Here is a 24962-nt window from a genome sequence, read left to right on the forward strand (position 1 = left end):
GGTGGGCGGGCATCGTTTTGAGATAAAACGGCTGACGGTATTCCCGCCGTGCCACACTGGGGTTGATTCGAAGAGAGAGGAACATGCTATGCCAGGTCTGTTGAGCGCGATGCAAGGGTTCTGCGTCATCGGCATCGTCATCGGAACCGGCTATGTGGCCGCGCGTATGCGTATCGGCGGGCCAACCGCGCAGACGGTGCTGAACAGGTTCAGCTTCTTCGTGTCCAGCCCGTGCCTGATGTTCGCGATCCTGTCGAAGGAGAAGATCTTCGCGATCTTCCATTCGTCAATCGTCGTGGCGTTCTTCTCCGCGATTCTGGTGGGTATCGTGTTCCTGCTGCTCAACAAGGCCTTCTTCCATATGAAGCCGGCCGATGCGACCATCGGCGCATTGAACTCGTTGTATTTGAATTCCAACAACATCGGTTTGCCGATCGCCACGTATATTCTCGGCAATCCCGCGCTGGTCGCGCCGATTCTGGTGATGCAGCAGGCGGTGTTCACGCCTATCGGACTGACCGTGCTCGACGTGACCACCAAGGGCAAGGTGTCGGCCAAGGAGATCCTCAAGCAGCCGTTGCATCAGCCGCTGCTCATCGGTTCGCTGCTGGGCATCATCGTGTCCGCGGTTTCCGCGAAGGTCGGTTGGTTCGTGGTGCCGAGCTGCATTTACGATCCGATCAACATGATCGGCAATTCGGCCGTGCCGATGATCCTGATGGCGTTCGGCATGTCGTTGCATGGCACGAAGCCGTTGCAGGAGAAGGCGGATATTCCCGCCACGATCACGGTGGCCGTGTTGAAGAACATCGTGATGCCGATCATCGCGTTCCTGCTGAGCTACTTCGTGATGGGCTTCCGTGGCGCGACGCTGTATGCGTGCGTGGTGCTCGCCGCTCTGCCGACCGGTCAGAACGTGTACAACTATGCGGCCCGGTACAACGTGGGTCTTACGTTCGCGCGCGACGGCATTCTGTTTTCGACGTTGACTTCGCCGATTTTCATCGCGATCATCGCGGCGTTGCTCAGCTGAAATCCGCATCCCGTTGTCTGCCTAGAACGGCCGGAATGGTGTGAACCGTTCCGGCCGTTCCTATTGGCGTGGGTCTGTGTGCTGGTCTTCGCGTCAGTCGTCGGCGCGATGCTCCACCATATTGAGCCTGCGGGCCGCATGGTTGGCAGTCAACGCCCCCACGCCGATCAGCGCGTAGCATAGCGCGACGCCGCAGAGCAGGCTGAACAGCGTCACCGGTTCGAACAACGTCATCGCGATGATCGGGAACAGCAGCAGCATCGAACCGCATCCCGAAACCAGCACCACCGTATTGAGCGGCGTGAACACCTCCGCGAACCGCGCCCGGGCCAGCGTCCGCTCATCGGTACCTTCCAAGCGCAGCATGCGGTATTCGGCGGCCTGATCATACACACTGCTGGCCTGCATCACACCGGAACTGACCGCGGCGAGCACGGCGGCGAACGTGAGCGTCAACAGGCCACCGGTGCCGATATCGCGCATGTACAGCATCGAAGGGTCGAGCGGATCGCCGCCACGGTCCTGCCCCACCAGTGTTCCGATCGACGTGATGACGGCGATGAACACAGCCAATCCCACACCGGACACGTTGCGCCACGCACGCTTCGGATTGTCAAGGATGCGGCGCATGGCGATCATAGTGGCTGCGTCCTTCGGCCTACGGGCACGCGCTTTGGCCCGTTTGGCAATCACCCACGTACCGACCACGTTCACCATCGTGAATCCGACGAAGAACGCGCCGAACACCAGCACGAACACCGCGTTTTCACCCAAACCGGCGAACATCGAGACGTTGTTCAGCAGCAGGTAAAGGCCCGCCATCACCACTAGGAAGATCAGTACACGCCATGTGGCTGGCAGAGGCTGCGCGGCGCGGCTCATCACGCCCAATGGGGTGATGGCAACGCGGCGCAGGGTGATCAGCGACGATACCAGCGCGAGCACGGTGACTCCGGCGAGCACGCCCACGAGCACCGGTAGGCCAACCCACAATTCCTGGAACATGAAATGACGGTTCTGGAATTTCAGCAGCATGATCAACGGCATGACCGCACAATAACCGACAATGCCGATACCAGCGCCGAACAATGCCTGGATCGCAGCGTCGAGCGCGGTCAGTTTGACCACTTGAGCGGTGGTCGCGCCGGCCAGCCTGAGCGCGGACAATCGCGCATCCCTACGGGATGCGGCCAAGCGGGCCGCGGAGCCCGCAAGCGAAACGAACGGAACGACGAGCATCAGGCAAGCGAACGCGGCCAATATTACATAGCCGTCCGAATAGGTGTCCATAACCGCCGCGGAACGTTCGGCGGTCCAACGCGTTCCCGGTGCGGCGACGAACATGCCTGCCTCGTTCCTGGCACGTTCCCACGCTTCATGGGTGCCGGGCGCACAGGAAGCGGAACTGATCAGACAACCGAGCGTATGATCGGCGGAGGCGCGCCAGATGAAACCGTGCACGCCTCCCAGCACAGTCAGGAAAATCGTGGTGGCCGCCGCAAAGGCAATGACCGCGAGCGCCGACGTGCGTTCGCCTATGCCGCGAGCGCCTCGGCGGTGGAACAGTTTCCATAGGGTGAAGGTGTTCATTGTTCGCCTCCGAGCAGTCGCCCATCGCGCATGGTGACCGTCCGGCTGCAGAAGGCGGCCACGTTCGGATCGTGGGTGACGACAACCACGGCCGACCCGTTGGCCTGTGCGGCGTCCATGAGTATGCCCATGACTTCGCGCCCGGTGGCTTGGTCGAGTGCTCCGGTGGGTTCGTCGGCGAATACGACCGAAGGGTTCGTGGCGAGCGCACGGGCGATGGCCACACGCTGCATCTGGCCGCCGCTCATCTCGCCGGGGCGGTGCGAGGCGAGATGTTTGAGGCCGAGACGTTCCATCCAAAGCATGGCGGTATCGGTGGCCTGCGAGTAGTCCGTTCCGCCGAGCATCAACGGCAGCGCGATGTTTTCGACTGCAGGCAGTTCGGGGAGCAGCTGCCCGGATTGGAAGACGAAGCCGAAGGCGTTGCGGCGCAGCATGGTGCGGTCCTGATCGGAGATGCCGGTGAGCTCGCAGGCGCAATTGTTGCGCACATGGTAGGTGACCTGGCCGGACGTGGGCAGGTCGATGCCGGCAAGGATGTGCAGCAGCGTGGATTTGCCGGAGCCGGAAGGGCCCATGATGGCGACCGTTTCGCCGACGTTGAGACGAAAACTCACGTTGTTGAGCGCCGGTGCGGTGTTGGCGAGCGCACTCATCGGAGTCGTGCCGACACGGTTCGCGGTCTTGCGTCGCGCCGCATAGTCCATGATGAGGTTGGTTGCGGTGATGACCGGCCTGCCTCCGGGAATGAGGGCATGCGCTGCCGTGCGGTCGCTCGCCGCGTAGGCGTTCGTTGTATAGGCATTCGGTGCGGCGACCGATGCGTTGACGTTCTGATTCCGTTTCATATGTCACACGCTATGCCCCCGAAGCCCTCCCCTCCATCGGACGTTGGGAGGATTCGACGCGCCTGACCTCATCCGAAGGAATGACCACAGGCCGTGCCCGCATACGGCGCCGGCGTGGGAACGGTAAGCGACGAGATGCCACGCTCAACGGTGATGTCAGCGACGCACGTCAGCGATAGGTTGCGGCGAGCGCGTTGAGACGTGCCGCAAAACGCGGCCAATCGGTACGCATGGCGGTGAGCAGCTTCAATCCGCCGACCTGTTCGATCGGCACCCATGCGATCTCCATGCTTTCATCGTCGTTCGCCTTCGGCTCGACCGTGTGCCCGGGCTTTTCGAACGCGAACACGGTGGTATACGCCCACGGACCGTGATCCTCGCAATAGGAGCCGACTACGTCGATGTCTTCCGGCGTGATGTTCGCCTCCTCATAGCTTTCACGCAACGCGCCTTCGATCGGGGTCTCCCCTTGGGCGGTCGCGCCTCCTGGAATGCCCCATGTGCCGCCTTCAGCCGACCAGACGGCACGATGCTGCATCACCACATGCGTGACATTGCCGGTCCGTTCGTCGCGGCGGGCCAGCAGCACGCCGGAAGCGCCGTTCACACCCCAGTGTTTGCGCCCGCAATCACAATCGATCCAGCCATCGCCTGGCTGGTGCACGTTCTCCTTGGGCGGTTCGATGCCCGCATGCCCGGCGCCTTCGGCCTTGCTTTCCGTAGGCGCAAGCTCGGAGCGCACATTCCACAAATCAGGCCATGCGATGCCCAGCCGTTCCGTAAGACGGCGCACCAACGGCAGACTCAAGCCGATAATGCCGCTCGGATCGCCTTCGATACCGTCGATGAAGGCCCCACCGAAGCCTTCCAGCGTGAACGACCCCGCAACTTCCAGCGGCTCGCCGGTGGCGATGTAACGTTCGATGTCATCACCGCTGAATTCCGAGAAATGCACGACGGCATGGCTGGCGTCGCGCACCACGCGGCCGGTGGCGAAGTCGACAAGGCAATGGCCCGTCCACAGTTCGCCAGTAGCGCCGCTCATATGCTTCAGCCGTTCGCGGGCGGCTTCGACGCTATGCGGCTTGCCGTAGCATTCGCCATCCATAAGGAACATGGAATCGCAGCCGAGAATCAGCGGCCCGACGGTGCTATGCACCAGGCCCGGGCGGCCGGCGGTGAAGACGTTGATGGGCTGGGTTCTAGTCGGGATGTTCACGCCGGAAAAGTCGCGGGTGGTGGCGATGTGGGCGGTGGAATAGTCGATCGGCTTGCCGGGTTCCGTTGTGCCGCGTTCGACGGCATCATCGGTTTCCGAGCGCCCGGCCGCCTTCAGCGGGTAGCCGACGACGCATTCGCCAGTCGCGGCATCGGCCGTGGCTGCGACATTGCGATACGCCTGGTACACGGCTTGAGCCTTGGCTTCGGCAAGAATGGCAACCCGATCGCCGATAAACAATTCGCCGACATTGACGCCGGCCTTTGCCGCGGCGTCTCGTAACGCGGCCGGTTCGTCCACATGCGATACGCGAATCGTGGGGCATACGCCAGCCGCATTCAGCACATTGCGGCGAGGCAGGGACTTGGATGCCAGAATCAGCGGAATGGCCATGGTGTCGAACTCCTCTATCGTTGTTCCCGAAACCGTCGTTCCCGGAAGCTGTTGCTGAGCACAGCATAGCGCACGCGGCACCGCAAGACCGGGCGACGCACTCCCCTGATGGAACGCCTAGGCGAAGCATCCGGACGAAACGAACAGGGTCTTCCATCCGGATGGACGGAAGACCCTGTTGAGAACGGAATGCAAATCAGCTGCGTTCCACTTCAACACCCTTGGTGTTGATCGGCAGATGCAGCACCTTCCAATGGCCGGAAGCGAGCTGTTCGGCGGCCACCTTGTCGATGGCCTCGCGGGCGTCGCCATAATGCAGCACCAGCACACACGGGCCGGCGCCGGAAACGGCGGCCGCATAACCGTGCGAGCGGAACAGCGCAATCAGATCGGTGGACGGCTGCATGAGCGGCGCACGGTACTGCTGATGCAGTTTGTCCTGCGTGGCCACGTACATCAGCGCATTCGGTTCCACGCCCTCGACCGGGTTCATCGCGGCGGGGAGCAAGCCGACGCGCGACACGTTGTACACCGCGTCACGGTAGGCGACTTCCTTCGGCAACGCCTCGCGCGCCTTCTCCGTGGACAGCTCGTAATCCGGCACGAATACGGCGGCGCTCACCGCCGGATCGACCGGATAGTTGACCGTATGGAATCCGCCATGCAGCGGTTCGCCGCCGGGGATCGAAACGGAGCCGACGCCTTCGGGCATTTCGAAATCCCAGCTCACCGTAAGCCCGCCGAACACGGCCGGCGCGACATTATCCGGATGGCCTTCGTAATGCGCGGCCATGTCGAAGATGGCGGCACGGTTCAGCTCGCCCTCCTGGGCGAATGCGGCGGCCGCGGCGATGCCGGCGACGATGGCTTCCGCGGAGGAACCCATGCCACGCGCCTGCGGGATGTTGTTCGTCGCTTCGAGTGTGAACCCGAGATTGCCCAGACCGAAGGTGGCACAGGCGCGGCGGAACGTGGACACCACGAGATGCGTTTCGTCACGCGGCAGCGTGTCTTCGCCTTCGCCGTGGATGATGACGTGCGCGACGCCGTCCGAGGGATCCTCGTTCAGCGTGAAGACGAGCTCGTCATGGTAGTCGAGCGCCAGGCCGACGGTGTCGAATCCGGATCCCAGATTCGCGCTGGTCGCCGGCACGCTCACATGAACACGATTGCAGACCGGTTTCATCAGTCGAGCACTCGCAGGATGGACGGTTCGCCGGCGACGAAGTCGAGGCCCTGCACGGCTTCGACGGTTTCGCGCAGCGTCACTTCGTCGGTCAGGTGGGTGACGAGGCGCAGCTGCTGGATTTCGCCGTCATAGCCCGGATCGGTGACGGAAGGCTTGAGATCCTGGTTCACGCCGTTGATGGATACGCCGCGCTTGGCGAATTCGGCGGCGATGGCGGCCAGCACACCCGGCTTGTCGTGGATGAGGAAGCGCACGGCGAACGCGGCCTTGGACGCCTCGATCGGCGCCTTCTTCAGATCCTTGTACAGCGGGATGGACGGGCCGGTGCAGCCGGCGGCGATATGACGAGCCACGGTGACCACGTCGCCCACCACGGCGGAAGCGGTCGGAGCGCCGCCCGCGCCGCGACCGTAGAACATGAGATCGTCGGCGGCTTCGGCCTTGACGAACACGGCGTTGAAGGAGCCGTGCACGCTGGCCAGCGGGTGGGATTCGGGGATAAGCGCCGGATAGACGCGGGCGGAAACGCCTTCGTCGCTGTTCTCCACGACGGCGAGCAGCTTGATGACCTTGTGCTCGGCGGTGGCGGCGGCGATATCGTCGGCGGTGATCTTGGTGATGCCTTCAACGGACACGTCGTCGATGGTGACGGAGGTGTGGAAGCCGAGGGTGGCCATGATGGCGGCCTTGTTGGCGGCGTCGTAGCCTTCGATGTCGCCGGTCGGATCGGCTTCGGCATAACCCTTGGCCTGAGCGTCCTTGAGCACATCATCGAAGTCGAGACCCTTGGTGGTCATCTCGTCGAGAATGTAGTTGGTGGTGCCGTTGACGATGCCCAGCATGCTGGTCACCTTGTCACCGACGAGGGATTCACGCAACGGGCGCAGGAACGGGATCGCACCGCCCACAGCGGCTTCGAAGTAGATATCGACGCCCTTGGCTTCGGCGGCGGCGTACAGTTCCGGACCGTACTTGGCGAGCAGGGCCTTGTTGGCGGTGACGACGGAAGCGCCGGATTCGATGGCGGCGAGTACGAACTTGCGGGCGACGCCGGTGCCGCCGATGAGTTCGATCACGATGTCGCTGTTCGTGGCCACGGACATGGTGTCGGTGGTGACGATGGACTTGTCGATCCACGGGAAGGGGTCGGTTTCCGCCGGATCAAGGCAGGCGACGCCGGTGAGTTCAATCGGACGACCGATACGTGCGGTCAGTTCGTCCTTCTGCTCGACGATCAGACGTGCGGTCTGCGATCCGACGGTGCCGGCGCCCAGAAGTCCGACGCGGATGGGGGTTTCGTTCTCGTTTGCCACTGTGAGCCCTTAACCTTTCTGTGCTTGCGCATGCGCGACTCGTGTTCATTCTACGAATGGAATATGACGAGACGGCCGTTCATCCCACGAATCGAAGCGGCTCGCACCCGCACGTTGCCAGCCCATCATCCGCAACGCCTTCCGTACCAATGGCAACGCCCGCGGGAAAAACTCCCGCGGGCGCTACCTGGACGATACCGTTTCCGTCACTCGCTGACGTCCCAATCCAGCAGGTCGTCGATGGTCTGGCGACGGATCATGACATGCGCTCCCTCCTCGGAAACGCCCACGACCGCGGGAATCAGCGCCTGATTATAGTTGCTGGCCATCGTGCGACCGTATGCGCCGGTGACCGGCACGGCGAGCACGTCGCCGCGCTTGGTGTCGGCGGGCAGGTGGCATTCGTGCACGATGATGTCGCCGGATTCGCAGTGCATGCCGACCACACGCGACAGCTTGGTCTCGGCGGAGCCCGCGCGGTTCGCGAGCTTCACCGCATAATCCGCGCCGTACAGCGCCGGACGGATGTTGTCGCTCATGCCGCCGTCGACGGACACGTACACGCGTTCGGTGACCGGATTGCCGGCCTTGTCGGTGGTGTCGCCGCTCAGCTGAACCGGCTTGACGGTGCCCACGCGGTACAGCGTCACACCGGCCGGTGCCACGATCCAACGGCCCGGCTCGAAGGAGATGACCGGCGCGGGCATACCGAGCGCACGGTTGATGGACGACACGGCTTCGGACAGGCGCCCGAGCTCCACGTCGATGTCCATCGAATCCTCGCCGTCGGTGTAGGCCACGGAATAGCCGCCGCCCAAGTCGACTTCGGGCAGCGTGTAGGCGTCGGTGGCGTAGAAGGTCTTGCGCAGCAGCATCATGCGCTTCGCCGCCTGAATGAAGGCGTCCGCGTCGTGGATGTTGGAGCCGATGTGCGAGTGCACGCCGACCAGTTCGAGCACATCCTGATGACGGTAGATCTCCTTGAGCACGGCGAGCGCCGGGCCGTCGGCCACCATGGTCATCGCGTCGGCGAGCTTGCGGTCGCCTTCGGAAACCTTCTCGTGGCTCAGGTCATACGGGTATTTGATGTCGTACTGCAATTCGCGTGCCGCATGGCCGTCACCGGTCGCGCTGTTCGCACCGTCTGCGCCGCCGTTGCCGGCTGCGTTTTCGGCGAGACGCGCGTTGGAACCGGCCGGGGTGACGTCGGTCAGATCATCCAACACGTCGAGTTTGCCGGTATCCGCGCCTGCGGGCAGCAGCGAAACGCCGAACTTCTGGTCCTCGTGCGCGGTGGAGATGAACTCGTGGCCGCCCGCGTGGATGCCGGAGGTCACGCGCAGCATGACCTTGGCCCGTTTGCCCAGTTTGCGGGCGATTTCGGCGATGCGTGCCGGTTCGTTCGGCTCGTCGATGACGATTTTCGCGAATCCCTGTTCGATGGCGAGCGCGATTTCCTCGTCGGACTTGTTGTTGCCGTGCAGCACAAGCCTGCGGCCGGGGACGCCCGCGGCGAGCGCGATGCGCATTTCACCCATGGAGCAGGTGTCGATGAGCATGCCCGCCTTGGTGACGATGCGGCAGATTTCCTTGCTGAGGAACGCTTTGCCGGCGAAGCTCACGTGGGTGACGGTGTTGTCGAAGGCGTTGGCGGCGGCGTGCACGAACGTTTCGGCGCGATGCTTCACTTCGTCGGTGTCGATGAGGTAGAGCGGCGAGCCGAATTCGTCGAGCAGGCTTTCGGCGGTGCGCCCGTGGAAGGTGATGGCGCCGTTTTCGTCGATGGCGCTGGCTTCAGGCCAGATGGGGGTGACGGGCATGATCACATCTTTTCCGGAGCGGTGACGCCGAGCAGGTCAAGGCCTTCGGCGATCACGATCCTGACGGCGTCGTTGAGCTTGAGTCGCGCGGCGGCGCGGGCGGGTTCCGGGGCCTTGGCGATGCGCAGGGCTTCCGCTTCCTCGCTGCGGGCTTCCGGATCGGTGAGTTCCATGGGGACCACGCGTTCGACGTTGTACCACTTGTGGTAGGTGGCGGCAAGATCCTCCAGATAATGCGCCACGCGGTGCGGGGCGCGCAGGTTGCCGGCTTCGCGCAGCAGGGCCGGCCACTGGACCAGGGCGGCGAGCACTTCACCGTCGGCGGGGGTGTCGAGCAGGCTCAGGTCGGCGCCTTCGTAGGTAATGCCGGCGGTTTCGGCATTGCGATCCACGTTGCAGGAGCGTGCGTGCGCATACTGCACGTAGTACACCGGGTTCTCGTTGCTGTGGGATGCGAGCAGGTTGAGATCGATGTCGACCGGGGAGTTGTAGTCGGTGCGTGCCAGCGAGTAGCGGGAGGCATCCACGCCGATGGCGTCGGTCAGATCGTCGATGGTGACGACGTTGCCGGCGCGCTTCGACATGCGCACGGCCTTGCCGTCCTTCATCACGTTGACCAGCTGGCCGATGAGGATCTGCATGTTCTCGCCCGGCTTGTCGCCGAACGCCTCGCACATGGCCATCATGCGGCCGATGTAGCCGTGATGGTCGGCACCGAGCATGTAGATGGCCACGTCGGCCGGGTTGACCTCGCGGTGGCGCTTGTTGCGGTAGTAGGCGATGTCGGCGGCGAAGTAGGCGTAGTGGCCGTCGGATTTGATGATCACGCGGTCCTTGTCGTCACCATGCTTGGTGGAGGCGAACCAGGTGGCGCCGTCCTTTTCGAAGATGTCGCCGCGTTCGCGCAGGTCGGCGATGGCCTTGTCGACTTCGCCATCGTTGTACAGGCTGTTCTCGTGGAACCACACGTCGAAGTTGACGCGGAAGTTCTTCATGGACTTCTGGATCTCGTCGAACATCATCGGGACCGCACGCTTGCGGAATTCCTCACGCTGTTCGGAATCGCCTTCGCCCAACGGTTCGCCGTTCTCGTCGGTGCCGCCGTCGATGCGCGGCAGAGCGAGGATGTCGACGCCGTCCGCCTTGGCTTCGTCGATGACGCGCTGCGCGATCTCATCGATGTAGGCGCCCTTGTAGCCGTCGATCGGTGTGGTTTCGCCGTGTGCGGCGGCGACGAGGGACTTGGCGAAACGGTTGATCTGCTCGCCGTGATCGTTGAAGTAGTATTCACGTACGACCTTGGCGCCGTTGGCTTCGAGCACGCGGGCCATGGAGTCGCCGACTGCGGCCCAACGGGTGCCGCCGATATGGATCGGACCGGTCGGGTTGGCGGAGACGAATTCGAGGTTCAGGGTTTCGCCGCCGAGATGATCGTTCTTGCCGTAGGCGCTGCCAGCTTCGAGCACGGAATCCACCACGGCTGCGGCGGAAGCGGAGTCGAGCACGATGTTGATGAAGCCGGGGCCGGCCACTTCCACGGACTTGATGCCGTCCGCCTTGACGAGTTCGGCGGCGAACAGTTCGGCGAAGTCACGCGGCTTCATGCCGGCCTTCTTGGCCAGCTGCATGGCGGCGTTGGATGCCCAATCGCCGTGCGCGCGGTCCTTCGGACGCATCACGGCGAACTTGGCCTGCGGGGGGATAAGATCTGCGGTTAACGTACCGGCCTTGCCTTCGTTCACAAGGTCGTTGACGATGTTGAAAATCAGTTCACTAAGCGCTTCTGGACTCATTCCTCCAAGTCTACCGAGCGCGCAGACAGAAACACCCCTCCGATTCCGCTTCGCTTCAAGGCGTGGAACACACGCCCGAGCGGAGGGAAAACGAGGGGTGAAACCGCGGGTTGTACGGCTCAGCGCTTGCCGTTCCTGCGGCGACGCCACGCTTCGGAAGCGTAATAGGCCACGTAGCACAGCGCGACGAACGGGATCATGTACAGCAACGTCGAACGCTGGGATGGGTCGAGGACCACGAGCACCAGCGCACCGATGCACATCACGATCGCGGCGATCGGCACGAACGGGTAGCCGGGAGCCCTATAGCGCAGTTCACTCACGGCATGGCCTTCACTGATCCAACGCTTGCGGAAGAGCATATGGCATACGGACACCGACGCCCACACCACGAGCGTGGCCAAGCCGGACACGGCGACCAGCGCAAGATACACGGTCGACGCGGCCACCACGGACGACAGCAGGGCGAGCAGGCTGCCTGCCATGCTGAACAGCACGGCGAACACCGGCACGCCATGGAAATTGGTTTTGGCGAGCGCGGACGGGATCATATGCTCCTTGGCGAGCGACCACACCATGCGCGAGCACACGTACAGGCCGGAGTTCGCGGCGGACAGCACGGCGGTGAGCACCACGAAGTTCATGATGTCGCCGGCGAACGGCATGCCGATGGACTGGAAGACGAGCACGAACGGGCTGGTGTCGACGCCGGCTTTCTGCCACGGGATGAGCGCGGACATGACGGCGATGGAGCCGATGAAGAAGATGGCGAGACGCAAAACCGTGGTGTGCACGGCCTTGGGGATGGCCTTCTGCGGGTCCTTGGTTTCGCCCGCGGCCACGCCCACGACCTCGGTGCCGGAGAAGGCGAACACCACGGTGAGCAGGGTGGAGAAGACCGGGATGATGCCGTTCGGCAGCAGGCCTTCGGAGACGAAGTTGCCGAAAAGCGGCGCATGGCTGTAGCCCTTGATGGGGATGATGCCGAAGATCGCGAACAGGCCGACCACGATGAACGCGATGATGGCAATCACCTTGATGCTGGCGAACCAGAATTCCGATTCACCGTACAAGCGTACGGAAAGAATATTGAGCAGGAACACCACGACGATGAACACCGCGGACCATATCCATGCGGGAGAATCGGGGAACCATCGTTGCATGAGCAGGCCCGCCGCGGTGAATTCGGAGGCGAGCGCCACGGCCCAGTTCAGCCAGTAGAGCACGGCGATGGTGAACGCGGTGCCGGGACCGATGAATCGTTTGGCGTACAGGTGGAAGCTGCCGGCGTAGGGCATGGCCACAGACAACTCGCCCAAGCTCAGCATGATGAAATATACGAGCAGCGAACCGATACCGTAGGCGAGGATCGCGCCGAACGGTCCGGCCTGGTGAATGGTGTAGCCGGAGCTGAGGAACAGGCCCGTGCCGATCACGCCGCCAAGGGAGATCATGGTCAGGTGGCGGGCGCTCATCTTGCGTTCGAGACCGTTATGCTCGTCCGTTGCTTCCGTTTCCATGGCTTCTGCCGTTTGCGCGGATTCCACCGTTTGCGTTACGCCCGGCTCCCCCGCTGTTTCAGGCCGTCTGCGTTCATTATCCGATTGCACGGTCATTCGTATGCTCCTTGCCCGCAATACTGTGATGGATGCGGCCGTTCCGGCACGCGCATCCAAGGGGCAACTATACGGTATGCGGGTACGCGAAGCCCTCGCATGGGGCAGTATTCGGATTATCGTACGCCTGTGGCGGCATGCAAAAGCCCCGCGCGAATCAACTTCGCACGGGGCCAGACGAATCGTGCCCGGACGGAACCGGGGCCAATGTCACTGTGCTGCGATCGTTGCGATCATCACTGCACGGCGATGGCGTCGATCTCGACGAGCGCACCCTTCGGAATGTTGTTGCCGCCGAAGGCCACACGGGCCGGCTTGACGGAACCGGTGAAAGTCTGAGCGTACACGGCGTCGACCTCCTTGAAATCATCGACGTTCTTCATGTAGATGGTGGCGCGCACGACCTTGTCGAGGCTGCTGCCTGCAGCATCGAGGATGTTCTTGATGTTCTTCAGCGCCTGTGCCGCCTGCTCACCTGCGGTCGCACCGGCCAGTTCGCCGGTAGCCGGATCAATGCCCAGCTGGCCGGAGACGAACACGAAGCCGTTCGCCTTCACGCCCTGGCTGTACGCGCCCAGCGCCGCCGGAGCCTGAGAAGTCGCCACTTCTTCCAGGGATTCGTTCATTGTGCACTCCTTGCAATCAGGGCATACGTCACGCCGCACACACCGAACGATGAGCGGCGAACCGATGCCGTTTGACGTCTTTCCCAGCAGTCTACTTGCCCAGCCTGCATGACCGTTCGCTCTGCCCGCAATCCGGCCACTGCGGGTGGGTTAGCAGACGGGTACACCACCCGAACAGCGGTACCTAAAACGGTACCTAAACGGGACACATACATCGAAAGATGCAACGATTCAAAGGCTGACAAAAGCCCAAGCGAACACCGGATTTTCAGTATATTTTCGGCATGAAAAGGATTTCCGGCATACCGTCGGCAACCCCTGTAGTGGGCTTGATGGGGATCGAACCCACGACCTTCTGTTCCGGAGACAGACGCTCTATCCACTGAGCTACAAACCCAAGCAACTCCCCTACTCTACACCATCTGAGCGAAAACTTCAGCCATCGAGCACACCGACTGCCCCAATCGCATCCCGCGCCCGCACCCCGCACCAGCACCCCGCACCCGAAGCCCAAGGCGAACCAGATAAAACCCCAGCAAAAGCCTCAAATCGCCGCGCTTCGCCTATCCGCGCCGTAATGAAACCGTCTAGACTTGAGTTATGTCCGAGCCAATGAATGATTTCGAATACGAGCGCCGCTTCTTCTGCCATGCGCTGCCCGCTGAATATCGCAAGGGCAATCCTCCGGAACTCGTCATCCAAAGCTATTACGTGCATTCCAACAATTACGTGCTGCGCGTGCGGCTTACATCACGCAGCATCAATCTCGTCATGGATTGCGACACCTACCCCATCGATGTGCTGCACAACTACCGTGACGCCTTCTCCCACGCCTATGTGACGGTGAAGGGTCCGGCCTCGCTGGGAACACGGTATGAGAAGGAAATGGAGATCGATACGCGCATCGCGGCGGAACTGATCACGCGCGGCGGCGATACGGTCATCAAGAACCGCTATTCCGTGTGGATCGCCGAAGATGGGTGGAACGTGGACGTGTTCGGTGCGACGAACGCGCCGCTCATCATCGCCGAAGCCGCACGCAGCGGGCCGGTGACGAATCTGACGATTCCGAAATTCTGCCTGACCGAAGTCACCGACCAACCACGGTTCAGCAACGAGAGTCTGGCCGCAAGCCCGTTCAGCAGGTGGGCCGGAGAATTCGAGGCCGAGCTGAGCGAAAAAGGACCCAGCTTCCAACAAGTGTTCGGCACGAACAAGATGGGCGACTGAAAAGGCGTTCCGCAGAAATCCGCGGAACGCCCGTACAACAAGCTCGGAAGCGAGCGCCGGCGTGCGGCGCATCGCTTATCGCATCAGTACATCAGCGTGGCGAGACGACGACGTGCCGCCACCAGACGAGGATCCCCGGTTTCGGGAATGGTGAAGTATTCAAGCAGACGCTGGCGCACCGGCTCGATATCCGCCTTATGGCCTGCCGCCACGAAGTCAAGCAGACGGTCGAACGCATCCTGGATCTGCCCGCCGATCATATCGATATCGGCCACGTCGAGCTGCGCTTCCACATCATCCGGGCGATCGGCGGCGGCGGTACGCACTTCACGCACGTTCGCCGTGGCGGAACGCGCCAACAGCAGCGCCTTGGAACGTTCACGCGCGGCGAGTGCATCGTTCGGATCGGCTTCGAGCACTTGCGCGTATGCGGCCGCGGCACCGGCATAGTCGCCGACCTGCGCAAGCTGGTACGCCTCCTGATGCTCAGGCGGCACCACGGAAGCGGGATTCGCGGCACCCTCATCCTGCGCACCATCCGCATCAGGATCGCCGGAGTACGGTGCGGTTCCGTTCACGCCGGCCTGCTGGGCCATGGCCACGATCTTCGGCAGCACCTGTTCGGTGATCTGCTGCATTTCCTCATCGCTGGGCAGCCCCTGCAGCAACGGCATCGGGCGGCCGCCGATCAGGGCGAACATCGCCGGAGCGCCCTGCACTTGCAGTGCCTGGGCGATATTCGGATTGGTTGCGATGTCGATACGGGACATCTGAATCTGCCCGTTCATCGCGTTGACCGCGTCGGCGAGCTTGCGTGCCATCGGGAACAGACGATCATCGGTCGGAACCCACAGGAATAGCAGGATCGGGAACGTGGTCGAGGTCTGCACCATCGCCTGGAAGGTGTTTTCAGTCGTGTCGATCACATAGCCGCCGGCCGCCGGCGCCCCACCGGCCTGACCGGGTTCGGCTTTGACCTGATGCTTCAACGCCTCCAAATCGACCGCACCCGCCAACGAAACGCCCGGATTGAACTGCTGCTGACCTGCCATGGTGTCCTCCATAAACACAAAATCGTTGCTGGCTTAACTATAAGTACCAGCAACGATTTCATGCTACGCAAAATCCACTGTTCAACGGATCGCCTATATGGTATACGGGCTTATATCATGCGGGCTTACAGCGCCTCCACCTTGACGGGTTGGCGTTCCGCGCCCACGGCGGTGATCTGCTGCCCGGACCCGGCTGCCGGAACCCACAGCGCGATCACGTTCACGTACGTGACCTTCATCGTGCTGGTGGCTTTGCCGCCGCCGAACAGCGCCTTCTCCTCATCCGAGGCAGGCAACGATTCGCGTCCTTCGCCGGCCTGACGCGTCCACGTCGAGTCGATACGAGCCACGACCAGATCGCCGCCGTCCGCCGAACGCATGATCTTGATCTGATCCTTCGGCACGGTGAACACCTGCTGCTGCGTGCCCTTGTTCGCCTCCATGCCCTGCTGCACCGTGGCGGACAACTTCTGCAGGTCGTCACGGAACATATCGTCGGCGAAATCCTTCTTGTATTTGCTGGAGTCACCGCTGTTGAGCAGGTCGCAGTATTCGTTGACCGCTTCGGCGGGGGTCGCCACCAGCTTGGAATCCTTCGCCGTGCCCATTTCGCTGCCCAGCTTGGGCACTTCGAACTTCGGCAGTTTCGCGCCCTGGAACAGCCTTGCGACACCCCACAGCTTGTAGTTGTCTCGCGCGGAATCCTGGGTCAGGACCAGAAGCCTCTTGGACTGCTGGTCGTCGGTTGTGGTCGTGATGGTGAACACGGTGCGCGGCCAGCCGTCGTTGACGGGGATGACGGTCTGCGTGATCTTGCGCGGAATAACCGCCTTGGCCTGCATCTTGCCGGTCGCCTTCGCGATAGTGAGTTCGCTGGTGCGCACGTCGAGTTGCGGACCGGTGACACGTTCGGCCAAGCCATCCGCGCTTTTGCTGTTGTCCGCGGCGTCGAGCACATCGAGGATCTTGTTGCGGATCGCCTTCTCTTGGGCCGTGCTCAGGTCGGGCGTGGTCTTTTCGGACGATGTCGACGTGACTTGCGGAACCTGCCCTTCGCACGCCGCAAGGGAGACGAGCATGCCGGCGCTGGCTATGAGCGCCGTGATTCTGGTAAGGGTGCGTTTGTTCATCAGGCTTCCTCCTCTTCGGCGGATTCCTCATCGGAAGGTGCGCTCTCGGCGGAGTCCGTATCGTTATTGTCGGATTCGTCCGATTCGGATGCGTCCGTTTCGTCGGATTCGTTCGATTCGTCCGATTCGGATTCGTTCGATTCAGCGGATTCATCGGATTCGGTTTCGTCCGTCACCTTATCGTCCGATTCATCGGATTCGCTGTCGGCGGATTCAGATGCAGCTTCGGTTTCCGTTTCTTCCGGCGCGTTTTCGGTCGCGTCTTCAGTCGTGCTTTCGGCTTCGGTCACATCTTCAGCCGCGTCTTCGGTTCCGGAATCAGCACCGGAACCAGCACCGGAGTCGGCTTCGGCATCGGTTTGCGTTCCCATGCCGAAGGATTCCCCGGATTCCTGTGCCAGTCGCGCGAAGTACGCTTGCAGTTCGTCCGCGGAAATCACCGACGTCTCCTCGCCCACCGACTCATCATCGGCTTCCGTATCGCCGGCGGCATCCGCCACCAGATTGCGTGCGGACGGATCGACAACGGTCGGCTGCGCAATCTCATCATTCGAAGCGGCGGCATGCCTACGGCTCCTCCTGGAACGCGGTTTGAATGCGGAGGCCAAACCGCTCAGGCTTCCTGCCACAGCATCCTTCACGGACACTTCCTCAATCGGTTGCTGTTCCTGTTCCTCAAGCTGACCTGCCATACCGGACACCACACGCTTGTTGCGGCGACGATGCGGCGGCATGGCGAACACGGATGCGGTCAGCACCGCGCCCAACGCCAACAGTCCGCCGACGAAATAGAACGGCATCGCGAAATCGGGCAGCGTCTTACGCGTCCATGTGAGGGAAACATCCGCATTCTGTTTCTTGCCCAAGTCGATGAGCAGCACGTCCGAACTGTTCTTGGCATTGATTTCGGTTTCAACGTTCCTCTCATCGCACGTCACCGCACGCCACATGTCGGAATCCTTGAAATCGACCCCTGTCTGTTCCTCTGCGGCGGCATCGGCGGATGCGCTCGTATCTCCGGTGGCTTTCACCGTGCTCAACGTCGACCAGTCCTCAAGACCGGTCAGTCGCGTGTACGTTTCGCCGGACAGCCATCCCGTGGCATCCTTTGCCGATGTGGAGGCGATGCAAACCTTTTCCGCCCCACCTACCGACACGTTCACTTTCACATCGTCGTCAACCAGACCGCTCACGCCAGGGTCCGTTACGACATAACGGCTTCCGGATACCTGCGTCTGCGCCGTAATCGTACGACTGGGCTTCCACTCGGTGGCGTTCATAAGACCAAGCCCGATGGACGCTACGGCGAGCAGACCCAGGATCGGTGTCACCACACCGCGCATCAGCCTCGCATGGTGACGCGCCTTCTTTTCTGCACTTGGCTCGTTATCCATGGCTTCGACCTCGGATTCGTTTGTCCGTTTCAAAAAAACTCATAGCACCACCATTCTAACAATAGGGCGTTATACCCGGAAAATCAGGGTTCCCGGCTAGAGTGAGTTGTCATGCATTCACATAAGATCACCATGTTGCTCCGTTCCGCTCTGGCGGCCGGATGCGCGCTGGCCATGTGCGCCACGCTTGCCGGCTGTTCCAACGGCTCCGACTCCTCCAGATCCGACAAGGATTCCTCCGATTCCTCCAAGCAGACGGTCAATATGGACCAGATCTCCGGCATCACCGCCACCGGCAAGCTCGGTGAGAAGCCGAAGGTCACCTTCAAAACACCGATGACGGTGCAGAACAACACGTACGCGATCCTTCAGAAGGGCGACGGCGATACCATCCAGAAGGGCGACCGCGTGTGCGCCCAAGGCATTGCGATAAACGTCAAGGACGGTTCCGAACTCATGAGCTCATGGGAGAAGAACACCCCCGACTGCTCCATCCTGCTGTCCGACTCGAACCTCAAGCAGATCGAACCGTACAAGGCGATGATCGGGCAGAAGCTCAACACCTCCATCGCATTCGGCATCAACGACAGCAATTCCGCGAACACCTCGTACATCCTCGTCTACACGCTCGTATCCAAGTCAAAGGATCTCACCCGTGCCGAAGGCGACCAGGTCACCGATGTTCCGGCGAATCTACCAAAGGTGACGCTGGGCAAGAACGGCAAGCCGTCCATCGATATGAACGGTCAGGGCTCGGTCGACAAGCAGATCACCCAGACGCTCATCAAGGGCAAGGGCACGAAGATCACGAATTCTATGACCGCCGTGGTGAAATACACCGGTTGGACGACCGACGGCAAGCAGTTCGATTCCTCGTGGGATAAGAACACGACGTTCGACGCCGACGTCTCATCGTCCGGGCAGATCATCCAAGGCTGGAAGGATGGCCTGATCGGTCAGACGGTCGGCTCGCAGGTACTGCTGGTGATCCCGCCCGACAAGGGCTACGGCAATAAGGCTTCCGGCTCGATTCCGGCGAATTCCACGCTGGTGTTCGTGGTCGATATTCTCGCCGCGTACTGATCGGTTGCCCTAGCCGTTCCGTAGCGGATTTCAATCGGCGGATTTCGGCCGATATAGCGAAGGAGCCTTCCCGGGTATCGGGAAGGCTCCTTTTCAGTTTACGGCTCGACCTGTTGCCCAAGCGTAGCCCGAGCCGCGGTTCAGTCCTCAGCGCGGAGAACGCCGTCACGCATTGCATAGCAATAATCGGCGATCTGGTTGAGTTCATCGAAGTGATGGGATGCGATGATGACGGTGGCGCCCCGATCCCGTTGACGTCGCATTTCCTCAAGGAACATCGCCACGGATTCCTGATCCAATCCGTTCGTCGGCTCGTCCAGCACGATGAGGTGCTGGTGTTCCATCAGCGCTTGCACGATGGCGAGCTTCTGCCGCATACCCAGCGAATACGATTTCACCTTGGCGTCGGCATGATCCAGCAGATCGAACAGTCGCAGCAGCCGTTCCGTTTCCTCCTGATCGAAATCCTTATTGATACCGGCCAGATATTCCAGATTCTGCATACCGGTTTCAGACAGCACGAATCCCGGATTCTCAATGATCACACCCACGGAGTCCGGCAACTTCCGATTGAACACGACAGGCTCGCCGTTCATGGTCACCGTGCCCGCGTCCAATCGGATGAACCCGCAGATCGCACGCAGCAACATGGTTTTGCCTGAACCGTTCGGCCCCACCACGCCGTAGATTCTTCCGCGTTCGAACCCGGCGCTGACATCCCGCAGCACCTGCTTGTTCTTGATGGTCTTCGACGCATGATCGATGGTGATGTACATGATGTTCTCCTTACGAAACGACTATGATTCAGATGATTTCCAGACGCTCGAACAGCGCATAATTCGCCACGATCAGCGCCGCCGTCAGAACGCCCAATGTCACGCTCCAATTCGGTACGCCCAGAGGCGATTCGAGCAGCCAGCGCATCAACGGCATATACGACAACGGCACGATGTACAGCACCATTGCCGCAAGATAACCGTAGGGGCGGTTCCTGCCGAGATAGCCCAGGTTGATGATCAATGCCAACACCAGCAACGTCCAGCCCGCGCATACCGCACCGATCATCAGCTGTTTGGGGGACGCGTACACCACATGAAGGGCCACAGCCAGCTGCACGCCGGCATAGAAGAGGCAATACGCCCCCACTATCGCGCAATATCCAAGGAATCTCGGTAGACCTCGGGGTCTGCGCACATACACCATCGTCTCGGGAATGCTGAGATATTCCGAAGGGCGTTCGAGCATCAACGCCACACCAACCACCATGAATCCGATGGCGTACAGGTTGCTTTCCAATCCGGACGGCATGTATGACTCGGGGGCGCGGAACATGCCGATGAAAATCCTGCAATCCTGGCCGCTCGTGTAAAAACGGTACGTCATCGCCACGTACATGAGCACAAGCATCAGACGAAGACCGTTGCCTTCACGCAATATCTGGACGATTCGCCTCCAAGCCATCATGACAACCTCAATCTGTCACTACAGTTGAACGCGGCCATGTTCGCCATCGTTAGCAGTATGCAGTAACCGATGAAAGGCGCTACTTGCCGGACAAGCACCGCCACCAAGGAATCGCCGATCGGGTACCAGAAATAGAAAGCGTATCGAGTCAGATCTCCGGGCATCAGTTTCAGACAGAAATCGGCGATGATGGGAATGGCGATGGCAGGCGGCAGAATCTGCCCCCATGGTATACCCAGATTCATCAACAGCCACACAAGCAATGCGACCGACATGTTCATCATGAACAGTTGCAGCAGCATGACCACGCATAGCGACCATTGTCCCGATTCACACAGACTGCCCTTAAGCATGTTCGCCACAACGAAAAGAACCCAGGCACTTGCAGCTATGGACAACGCAACAAGAGCCAGCCACGCGGCATTCAGACGGAATTCGTCTCGCGGGTCTCGTCGTACACGTTCGAATGCGCCAAAACGTGCGCAGCCCATGCAAAACAGCATGAGATTCGCAGGCAGAATCACACGCTCCGCGAGCTCCACCATGCAGCCTCGATACAATACTGGCAACGGCATAGACTGTTGCAACACTGATAAGTAGTACGCTAAACCGCAAGCAGCTGCAATCCACATGAGACCCCGCACATGCGCGGAAACACGTCTGATCGGCATAAACAGATCGTTAATCATGGCGCTTCCTTTGCAGCCAGCACAATACGGCTACTATCGCCGGGAAACCGACCAAGGTCATAGCGATGCCAATAAGGTTCGCGATGTTCGCCCCAGGCGTTTCGAAACCATCAAGTTGGAGATAGAGAATTGGATTCAGTTCCTCAACATGGCTTGATATGGAGGAAAGCTGGATTATCCCCGGAAGCATCCACCACAACAGCAGGAAGGCAACCGGCACGAGCACTTCCACGTTCCGATGCCTTACGAACGGCGAAATCGCAACAGCCAAGCATGCAAACAATCCTGACAGTGCCGCCATTAGCAGTCCGACGACGACAATGCACAGCACCTGGTTGAACCGATAAATCGGATAAACCCATCCATTCGCGGAAATCAGAATGAATTGGAAGCTCGCAATATCGACATCCGAACTCTCCACGCCATCGATAAACGACAAATGGGGATTTCCCCCAGCAGCAAGGAGAACATCGATGACGTAGGGGAGCACGCCTCCCAGAGCTCCCAGCAGAAAACCCGAGCACAAGGAGGTGCGTTCCACGACGCCATAGCTTGAACGAGCCTGCAGAAACGTCAATCTGCCACTGCGACGTTCCACGGCCAGTGTGCTTCCTCCAGCTAGTGCGGCCAGAAAAGGAAACAGAAACTGATATAGCGTAGTTCCACTGCCATAGCTGGAAAACAACAGCGTCTCGTCCAAGAACGTCGGCTGGTGATATGGCAGTCTATATCCCGCATGTCGTATCGTCCACCACTGAAAGATGGCTATGACTACCGCCAGCACTAACACCAGTAGGAAACGAATGCTCAATAACCCACGTCTGATCTGTCCACAAAGCAAAGAACCATTGATCATTCTCACACAACCTTCTCCAACGATTCGATTGTCGGAGGCACAGACATCATGTACCTCCAACAATCGATTTCAGACGGAATCCGGGCTCCAAACGCCCCAGGCCTGAGTCACGTCATTGTATTTGGCCGTATTCTGCAGCCTGAGATGTATCTGGCACGGCTTATATCCATTATTTTCAAAAGCATACTGACTAATTTTTCTTGACTGGCCAGTTGTGAAGTTCACCGTGCTCGATTTCACATCGTTATTTGAATAGCCTAGTGCCCAAGCCCGAATCGTGCGATTCTTTGTAACAGAGTCAGCTTTGATATACGCATAGGATGCATCCTGCTTCTGCCGATTCGGAGTATCTGAGGTCTCCCAATTTTTTAAGTACGCACTCCATGCGGTATCACCATGATTGTTAGCCATGGCGGGAGCCGCAAAACAGCACATAGAGGCAACAGCAGCGAGAATAGCCATACAGCATCTCATCATTCTGCTCATACGTAGTGATTTCATCATTGAAACCTTTCTTCTGCAATGATTCGCAAGGCCGAATGCCTTGCAGATTCCAATGTAGGGAGATCGTAATGGGAAGCATATGCTATCTGCAGATAGCTGCAGAAATTGCCGTACTGCGAAACGACTTGACAACACACCTCAGGCAACGCGATACACTGCAACCATGGCATTCAAGGGGGATATAGGTATTCGCAGCATACGCATCGGTGTGCTCGACAACGATGCCTGCGCATTGAACTACATCATGCTGATGCTCAAGCAGCTCAACAACAGAAACGGCATGACACTGAATCCATGGACCACTACCTTCCCAGCACGCGCACTGCAGGAATGCCAGCATGGCATGCGGCATACGGATATTCTACTGCTCGACATGGCTTTGAACGGCATCACCGGTCCGCAGGTCGCGCAATCGATTCGTCGCATCTCACCGACCACTGCGATCATTGGTATGACCTCGTATGAGCCGGAACTGTACCAGGCGGAAGCATCGAAGGCCGGCATCACGACGATATTGGACAAGACGACGCTTGCCGACAATCTTCCCAAGGCAATCGTCGACGCATTAGCCGCTCCTCAAGAGTCGATGGAGTCCGAATACGAATCATCCAGCGCACAAACGCCTTTGCCAAAACTTACTGATGCCGAGCAGCGCATCCTTACGCTCAGCGCCTCAGGCCTGAACGCCAAACAGATCGCGACCCGTCTTGGCATTTCCACCGACACCGTTTTCTCGCACCGACGTAATATCAAGACGAAATTCCATATTTCCGACTGGCATGACGTCATCGCACAGAGTCGACAGCTGCATATCATCTGAACCTATTGCAATGATTGCGATACCAACAATAACGCGCACTTCACTCTCAAGGAAGAGGACGAATGACCGCACATACCTCTACGCTCCGACGGCTCCTGCAAGCCATGCCACGCACAGCACTTACCACATGCACATGCGTGCTCGCCATTGCGGCAATCGCCAATATAGGCGTTGATTGGGGGATTGACGGCTCGGAATGGGTGCGCTACCTATGCTGTGGGCTCGCCGCCACAGTCGCATCCACATGGTTCGCATACAAACCGCAGCATGGAAGCTATGCGGTCATCGTCGTATCCATAGGCGACTTCCTAATCGGAGGTACAGCGTTCGCGCCCATGCTAATTCTGGCGCTGCTTGCCACCGGAAGTATCGGCTATACAAGCCTTGTAGAAGGGGTTTTGGCTGGCATCGCATTGCTTGCGGCCGTGTTCTTCTCACCGTATACAGTTGCGTTTCCCGCCATCGACAACAATCTGCTCTCGTTCCCCTGTCTTATCGCTCTGACTTTAAGCATCAGCGTGCTGATTCGCAGGAACGGGGAACGGCAACGCCAACTACAGCGGGAGCAGACACTGCTTGCCAACGCCGGAATCGCACAACGCCTGCACGACTATACGACGAACGATCTGAGCGACATCGCCATGATGGCCGATCACCAGCTTGCAATATGCGACGATGAGCAGCGGGAAGCGTGGCACAGCGTTAAAAACCTAGCTCTTGATGCACTGACGCATACCCGAAAAGCTATTCGCACACTTGAAAGCGACAAGACAACCGTCAAGCAATACGACGGCACACAGACGTATGACCACCGCCAGAACCAACTCGTCTCCCTGCGGCACAGCAGCACCGCGCCAGCGCAGGCCTCCGAAACCACCGGGATCGATAGACTCGACGAACTTAACAAGCTCATCGCCACCTGCCAGAGCAATCTGGCGGCAAACGGCTACGCAGGCGAGGTCATTCGTTTCGGTACGGAACCGACACAGCTGGGTGACGCGACGGCAACACTTATCATCGGTCTCGTCCGCGAACTGTTCGGCAACATCGCCAAGCATGCCCAGGCATCTGCCGGCTACACCATGCTGATTAGTTGGACCGATGCCGCTTTCGTCATCGAACTTTCCGACGTTCCGGAGCCTAATACCGATGTTGGTCTGCGGTCCGGGCTGGAACGATACCGTCAGACTATCGAGTCGATGCAAGGGCAATGGGACATCGAAGACACAAGTAACCATTGGAACTTCCACGCAGAGGTTCCGTGCCAGCGCACGAACTGAGTCATTTCCTCAAACTATCG

At 60.1% G+C, this 24962-nt stretch carries 22 protein-coding genes and 1 tRNA gene; 5 read left to right on the forward strand and 18 right to left on the reverse strand.

The annotated features are described in order from the left end of the window. Nucleotides 1–88: 88 nt before the first annotated feature. A complete protein-coding gene (locus tag BUB29_RS08680; protein ID WP_033523464.1) occupies nucleotides 89–1033 on the forward strand; it encodes an AEC family transporter in 945 nt (314 codons plus the stop codon). A gap of 93 nt (nucleotides 1034–1126) precedes the next feature. Here the strand turns inward: BUB29_RS08680 and BUB29_RS08685 are convergent, their stop codons facing one another. The 10 genes from BUB29_RS08685 to BUB29_RS08730 all read right to left on the reverse strand — a co-directional run bounded on the left by BUB29_RS08685 (nucleotide 1127) and on the right by BUB29_RS08730 (nucleotide 13837). Further along, nucleotides 1127–2623: an FtsX-like permease family protein gene (locus BUB29_RS08685; RefSeq protein ID WP_033523463.1), complete on the reverse strand. Its 1497-nt coding sequence runs from the start codon at nucleotides 2621–2623 to the stop codon at nucleotides 1127–1129. Beyond that, on the reverse strand, nucleotides 2620–3471 hold the full coding sequence (locus BUB29_RS08690) for an ABC transporter ATP-binding protein (RefSeq protein ID WP_051915156.1): 852 nt from the start codon (nucleotides 3469–3471) through the stop codon (nucleotides 2620–2622). The genes BUB29_RS08685 and BUB29_RS08690 overlap by 4 nt, the downstream gene beginning before the upstream one ends. Before the next feature lie 169 nt (nucleotides 3472–3640). After that, nucleotides 3641–5083, reverse strand: a complete 1443-nt coding sequence (locus BUB29_RS08695) for a Maf family protein (RefSeq protein ID WP_033523462.1) — start codon at nucleotides 5081–5083, stop codon at nucleotides 3641–3643. A gap of 196 nt (nucleotides 5084–5279) precedes the next feature. Continuing rightward, on the reverse strand, nucleotides 5280–6269 hold the full coding sequence (gene thrB, locus BUB29_RS08700) for a homoserine kinase (protein WP_033523461.1): 990 nt from the start codon (nucleotides 6267–6269) through the stop codon (nucleotides 5280–5282). Continuing rightward, nucleotides 6269–7585, reverse strand: coding sequence for a homoserine dehydrogenase (locus tag BUB29_RS08705; RefSeq protein WP_033523460.1), 1317 nt, complete (start codon nucleotides 7583–7585; stop codon nucleotides 6269–6271). The genes thrB and BUB29_RS08705 overlap by 1 nt, the downstream gene beginning before the upstream one ends. 206 nt (nucleotides 7586–7791) lie before the next feature. Then, nucleotides 7792–9405, reverse strand: coding sequence for a diaminopimelate decarboxylase family protein (locus tag BUB29_RS08710; protein WP_033523458.1), 1614 nt, complete (start codon nucleotides 9403–9405; stop codon nucleotides 7792–7794). 2 nt (nucleotides 9406–9407) lie between these two features. Next, nucleotides 9408–11198 carry an arginine--tRNA ligase gene (argS, locus tag BUB29_RS08715; RefSeq protein ID WP_033523457.1) on the reverse strand — a complete coding sequence of 597 codons (1791 nt, stop codon included), beginning with the start codon at nucleotides 11196–11198 and terminating at the stop codon, nucleotides 9408–9410. 119 nt (nucleotides 11199–11317) lie between these two features. Next, nucleotides 11318–12718 carry an amino acid permease gene (locus BUB29_RS08720; protein ID WP_033523484.1) on the reverse strand — a complete coding sequence of 467 codons (1401 nt, stop codon included), beginning with the start codon at nucleotides 12716–12718 and terminating at the stop codon, nucleotides 11318–11320. 332 nt (nucleotides 12719–13050) lie between these two features. Further along, the gene (locus tag BUB29_RS08725) at nucleotides 13051–13440 is read right to left on the reverse strand and encodes a Rid family detoxifying hydrolase (protein WP_033523456.1); all 390 of its coding nucleotides are present in this window, start codon (nucleotides 13438–13440) and stop codon (nucleotides 13051–13053) included. Between the two features lie 324 nt (nucleotides 13441–13764). Next, nucleotides 13765–13837 (reverse strand) — tRNA-Arg (locus BUB29_RS08730). A gap of 203 nt (nucleotides 13838–14040) precedes the next feature. Here BUB29_RS08730 and BUB29_RS08735 point away from each other — a divergent pair. Further along, entirely contained in the window at nucleotides 14041–14670 is a 630-nt protein-coding gene (locus tag BUB29_RS08735; RefSeq protein WP_033523455.1) for a CYTH domain-containing protein, read from the forward strand. Between the two features lie 83 nt (nucleotides 14671–14753). On the opposite strand, the gene BUB29_RS08740 is transcribed toward BUB29_RS08735, so the two are convergent. The 3 genes from BUB29_RS08740 to BUB29_RS08750 all read right to left on the reverse strand — a co-directional run bounded on the left by BUB29_RS08740 (nucleotide 14754) and on the right by BUB29_RS08750 (nucleotide 18246). Continuing rightward, nucleotides 14754–15722, reverse strand: a complete 969-nt coding sequence (locus BUB29_RS08740) for a co-chaperone YbbN (protein WP_033523482.1) — start codon at nucleotides 15720–15722, stop codon at nucleotides 14754–14756. Nucleotides 15723–15847: 125 nt separating this feature from the next. After that, a complete protein-coding gene (locus BUB29_RS08745; protein ID WP_033523454.1) occupies nucleotides 15848–16852 on the reverse strand; it encodes a DUF8094 domain-containing protein in 1005 nt (334 codons plus the stop codon). Continuing rightward, nucleotides 16852–18246, reverse strand: coding sequence for an MSCRAMM family adhesin SdrC (locus BUB29_RS08750; RefSeq protein WP_234356164.1), 1395 nt, complete (start codon nucleotides 18244–18246; stop codon nucleotides 16852–16854). The genes BUB29_RS08745 and BUB29_RS08750 overlap by 1 nt, the downstream gene beginning before the upstream one ends. A gap of 111 nt (nucleotides 18247–18357) precedes the next feature. Here BUB29_RS08750 and BUB29_RS08755 point away from each other — a divergent pair, with 111 nt between their 5' ends. Beyond that, nucleotides 18358–19329, forward strand: coding sequence for an FKBP-type peptidyl-prolyl cis-trans isomerase (locus tag BUB29_RS08755; protein ID WP_051915152.1), 972 nt, complete (start codon nucleotides 18358–18360; stop codon nucleotides 19327–19329). 140 nt (nucleotides 19330–19469) lie between these two features. Here the strand turns inward: BUB29_RS08755 and BUB29_RS08760 are convergent, their stop codons facing one another. From BUB29_RS08760 to BUB29_RS08780, 5 genes are all read right to left on the reverse strand, one after another. Further along, nucleotides 19470–20105, reverse strand: a complete 636-nt coding sequence (locus BUB29_RS08760; protein ID WP_033523453.1) for an ABC transporter ATP-binding protein — start codon at nucleotides 20103–20105, stop codon at nucleotides 19470–19472. Nucleotides 20106–20133: 28 nt separating this feature from the next. Beyond that, a complete protein-coding gene (locus BUB29_RS08765) occupies nucleotides 20134–20793 on the reverse strand; it encodes a hypothetical protein (RefSeq protein ID WP_033523452.1) in 660 nt (219 codons plus the stop codon). After that, the gene (locus BUB29_RS08770; RefSeq protein ID WP_033523451.1) at nucleotides 20790–21482 is read right to left on the reverse strand and encodes a hypothetical protein; all 693 of its coding nucleotides are present in this window, start codon (nucleotides 21480–21482) and stop codon (nucleotides 20790–20792) included. The genes BUB29_RS08765 and BUB29_RS08770 overlap by 4 nt, the downstream gene beginning before the upstream one ends. Further along, nucleotides 21475–22338, reverse strand: a complete 864-nt coding sequence (locus BUB29_RS08775; RefSeq protein ID WP_033523450.1) for a hypothetical protein — start codon at nucleotides 22336–22338, stop codon at nucleotides 21475–21477. The genes BUB29_RS08770 and BUB29_RS08775 overlap by 8 nt, the downstream gene beginning before the upstream one ends. Nucleotides 22339–22407: 69 nt before the next feature. Beyond that, nucleotides 22408–22800, reverse strand: coding sequence for a hypothetical protein (locus BUB29_RS08780; protein WP_045920738.1), 393 nt, complete (start codon nucleotides 22798–22800; stop codon nucleotides 22408–22410). A gap of 205 nt (nucleotides 22801–23005) precedes the next feature. Here BUB29_RS08780 and BUB29_RS08785 point away from each other — a divergent pair, with 205 nt between their 5' ends. Continuing rightward, entirely contained in the window at nucleotides 23006–23662 is a 657-nt protein-coding gene (locus tag BUB29_RS08785; protein WP_033523449.1) for a response regulator transcription factor, read from the forward strand. Nucleotides 23663–23724: 62 nt separating this feature from the next. Next, nucleotides 23725–24942 carry a sensor histidine kinase gene (locus BUB29_RS08790; protein WP_033523448.1) on the forward strand — a complete coding sequence of 406 codons (1218 nt, stop codon included), beginning with the start codon at nucleotides 23725–23727 and terminating at the stop codon, nucleotides 24940–24942. Nucleotides 24943–24962 lie beyond the last annotated feature (20 nt).

The sequence above is a fragment of the Bifidobacterium merycicum DSM 6492 genome (assembly GCF_900129045.1).
Lineage (GTDB): Bacteria > Actinomycetota > Actinomycetes > Actinomycetales > Bifidobacteriaceae > Bifidobacterium > Bifidobacterium merycicum.

Excerpts from the sequence above, each read along its gene's own strand:
- BUB29_RS08770 (WP_033523451.1), bottom strand. The coding sequence starts at position 21,482 with ATGATTAACGATCTGTTTATGCCGATCAGACGTGTTTCCGCGCATGTG.
- BUB29_RS08780 (WP_045920738.1), bottom strand. The coding sequence starts at position 22,800 with ATGGCTATTCTCGCTGCTGTTGCCTCTATGTGCTGTTTTGCGGCTCCC.
- BUB29_RS08760 (WP_033523453.1), bottom strand. The coding sequence starts at position 20,105 with ATGTACATCACCATCGATCATGCGTCGAAGACCATCAAGAACAAGCAG.
- BUB29_RS08790 (WP_033523448.1), top strand. The coding sequence starts at position 23,725 with ATGACCGCACATACCTCTACGCTCCGACGGCTCCTGCAAGCCATGCCA.
- BUB29_RS08735 (WP_033523455.1), top strand. The coding sequence starts at position 14,041 with ATGTCCGAGCCAATGAATGATTTCGAATACGAGCGCCGCTTCTTCTGC.
- argS (WP_033523457.1), bottom strand. The coding sequence starts at position 11,198 with ATGAGTCCAGAAGCGCTTAGTGAACTGATTTTCAACATCGTCAACGAC.
- BUB29_RS08725 (WP_033523456.1), bottom strand. The coding sequence starts at position 13,440 with ATGAACGAATCCCTGGAAGAAGTGGCGACTTCTCAGGCTCCGGCGGCG.
- BUB29_RS08775 (WP_033523450.1), bottom strand. The coding sequence starts at position 22,338 with ATGATCAATGGTTCTTTGCTTTGTGGACAGATCAGACGTGGGTTATTG.
- BUB29_RS08785 (WP_033523449.1), top strand. The coding sequence starts at position 23,006 with ATGGCATTCAAGGGGGATATAGGTATTCGCAGCATACGCATCGGTGTG.
- BUB29_RS08695 (WP_033523462.1), bottom strand. The coding sequence starts at position 5,083 with ATGGCCATTCCGCTGATTCTGGCATCCAAGTCCCTGCCTCGCCGCAAT.
- BUB29_RS08740 (WP_033523482.1), bottom strand. The coding sequence starts at position 15,722 with ATGGCAGGTCAGCAGCAGTTCAATCCGGGCGTTTCGTTGGCGGGTGCG.
- BUB29_RS08720 (WP_033523484.1), bottom strand. The coding sequence starts at position 12,718 with ATGGAAACGGAAGCAACGGACGAGCATAACGGTCTCGAACGCAAGATG.
- thrB (WP_033523461.1), bottom strand. The coding sequence starts at position 6,269 with ATGAAACCGGTCTGCAATCGTGTTCATGTGAGCGTGCCGGCGACCAGC.
- BUB29_RS08755 (WP_051915152.1), top strand. The coding sequence starts at position 18,358 with ATGCATTCACATAAGATCACCATGTTGCTCCGTTCCGCTCTGGCGGCC.
- BUB29_RS08750 (WP_234356164.1), bottom strand. The coding sequence starts at position 18,246 with ATGGATAACGAGCCAAGTGCAGAAAAGAAGGCGCGTCACCATGCGAGG.
- BUB29_RS08765 (WP_033523452.1), bottom strand. The coding sequence starts at position 20,793 with ATGATGGCTTGGAGGCGAATCGTCCAGATATTGCGTGAAGGCAACGGT.
- BUB29_RS08685 (WP_033523463.1), bottom strand. The coding sequence starts at position 2,623 with ATGAACACCTTCACCCTATGGAAACTGTTCCACCGCCGAGGCGCTCGC.
- BUB29_RS08745 (WP_033523454.1), bottom strand. The coding sequence starts at position 16,852 with ATGAACAAACGCACCCTTACCAGAATCACGGCGCTCATAGCCAGCGCC.
- BUB29_RS08690 (WP_051915156.1), bottom strand. The coding sequence starts at position 3,471 with ATGAAACGGAATCAGAACGTCAACGCATCGGTCGCCGCACCGAATGCC.
- BUB29_RS08680 (WP_033523464.1), top strand. The coding sequence starts at position 89 with ATGCCAGGTCTGTTGAGCGCGATGCAAGGGTTCTGCGTCATCGGCATC.
- BUB29_RS08710 (WP_033523458.1), bottom strand. The coding sequence starts at position 9,405 with ATGCCCGTCACCCCCATCTGGCCTGAAGCCAGCGCCATCGACGAAAAC.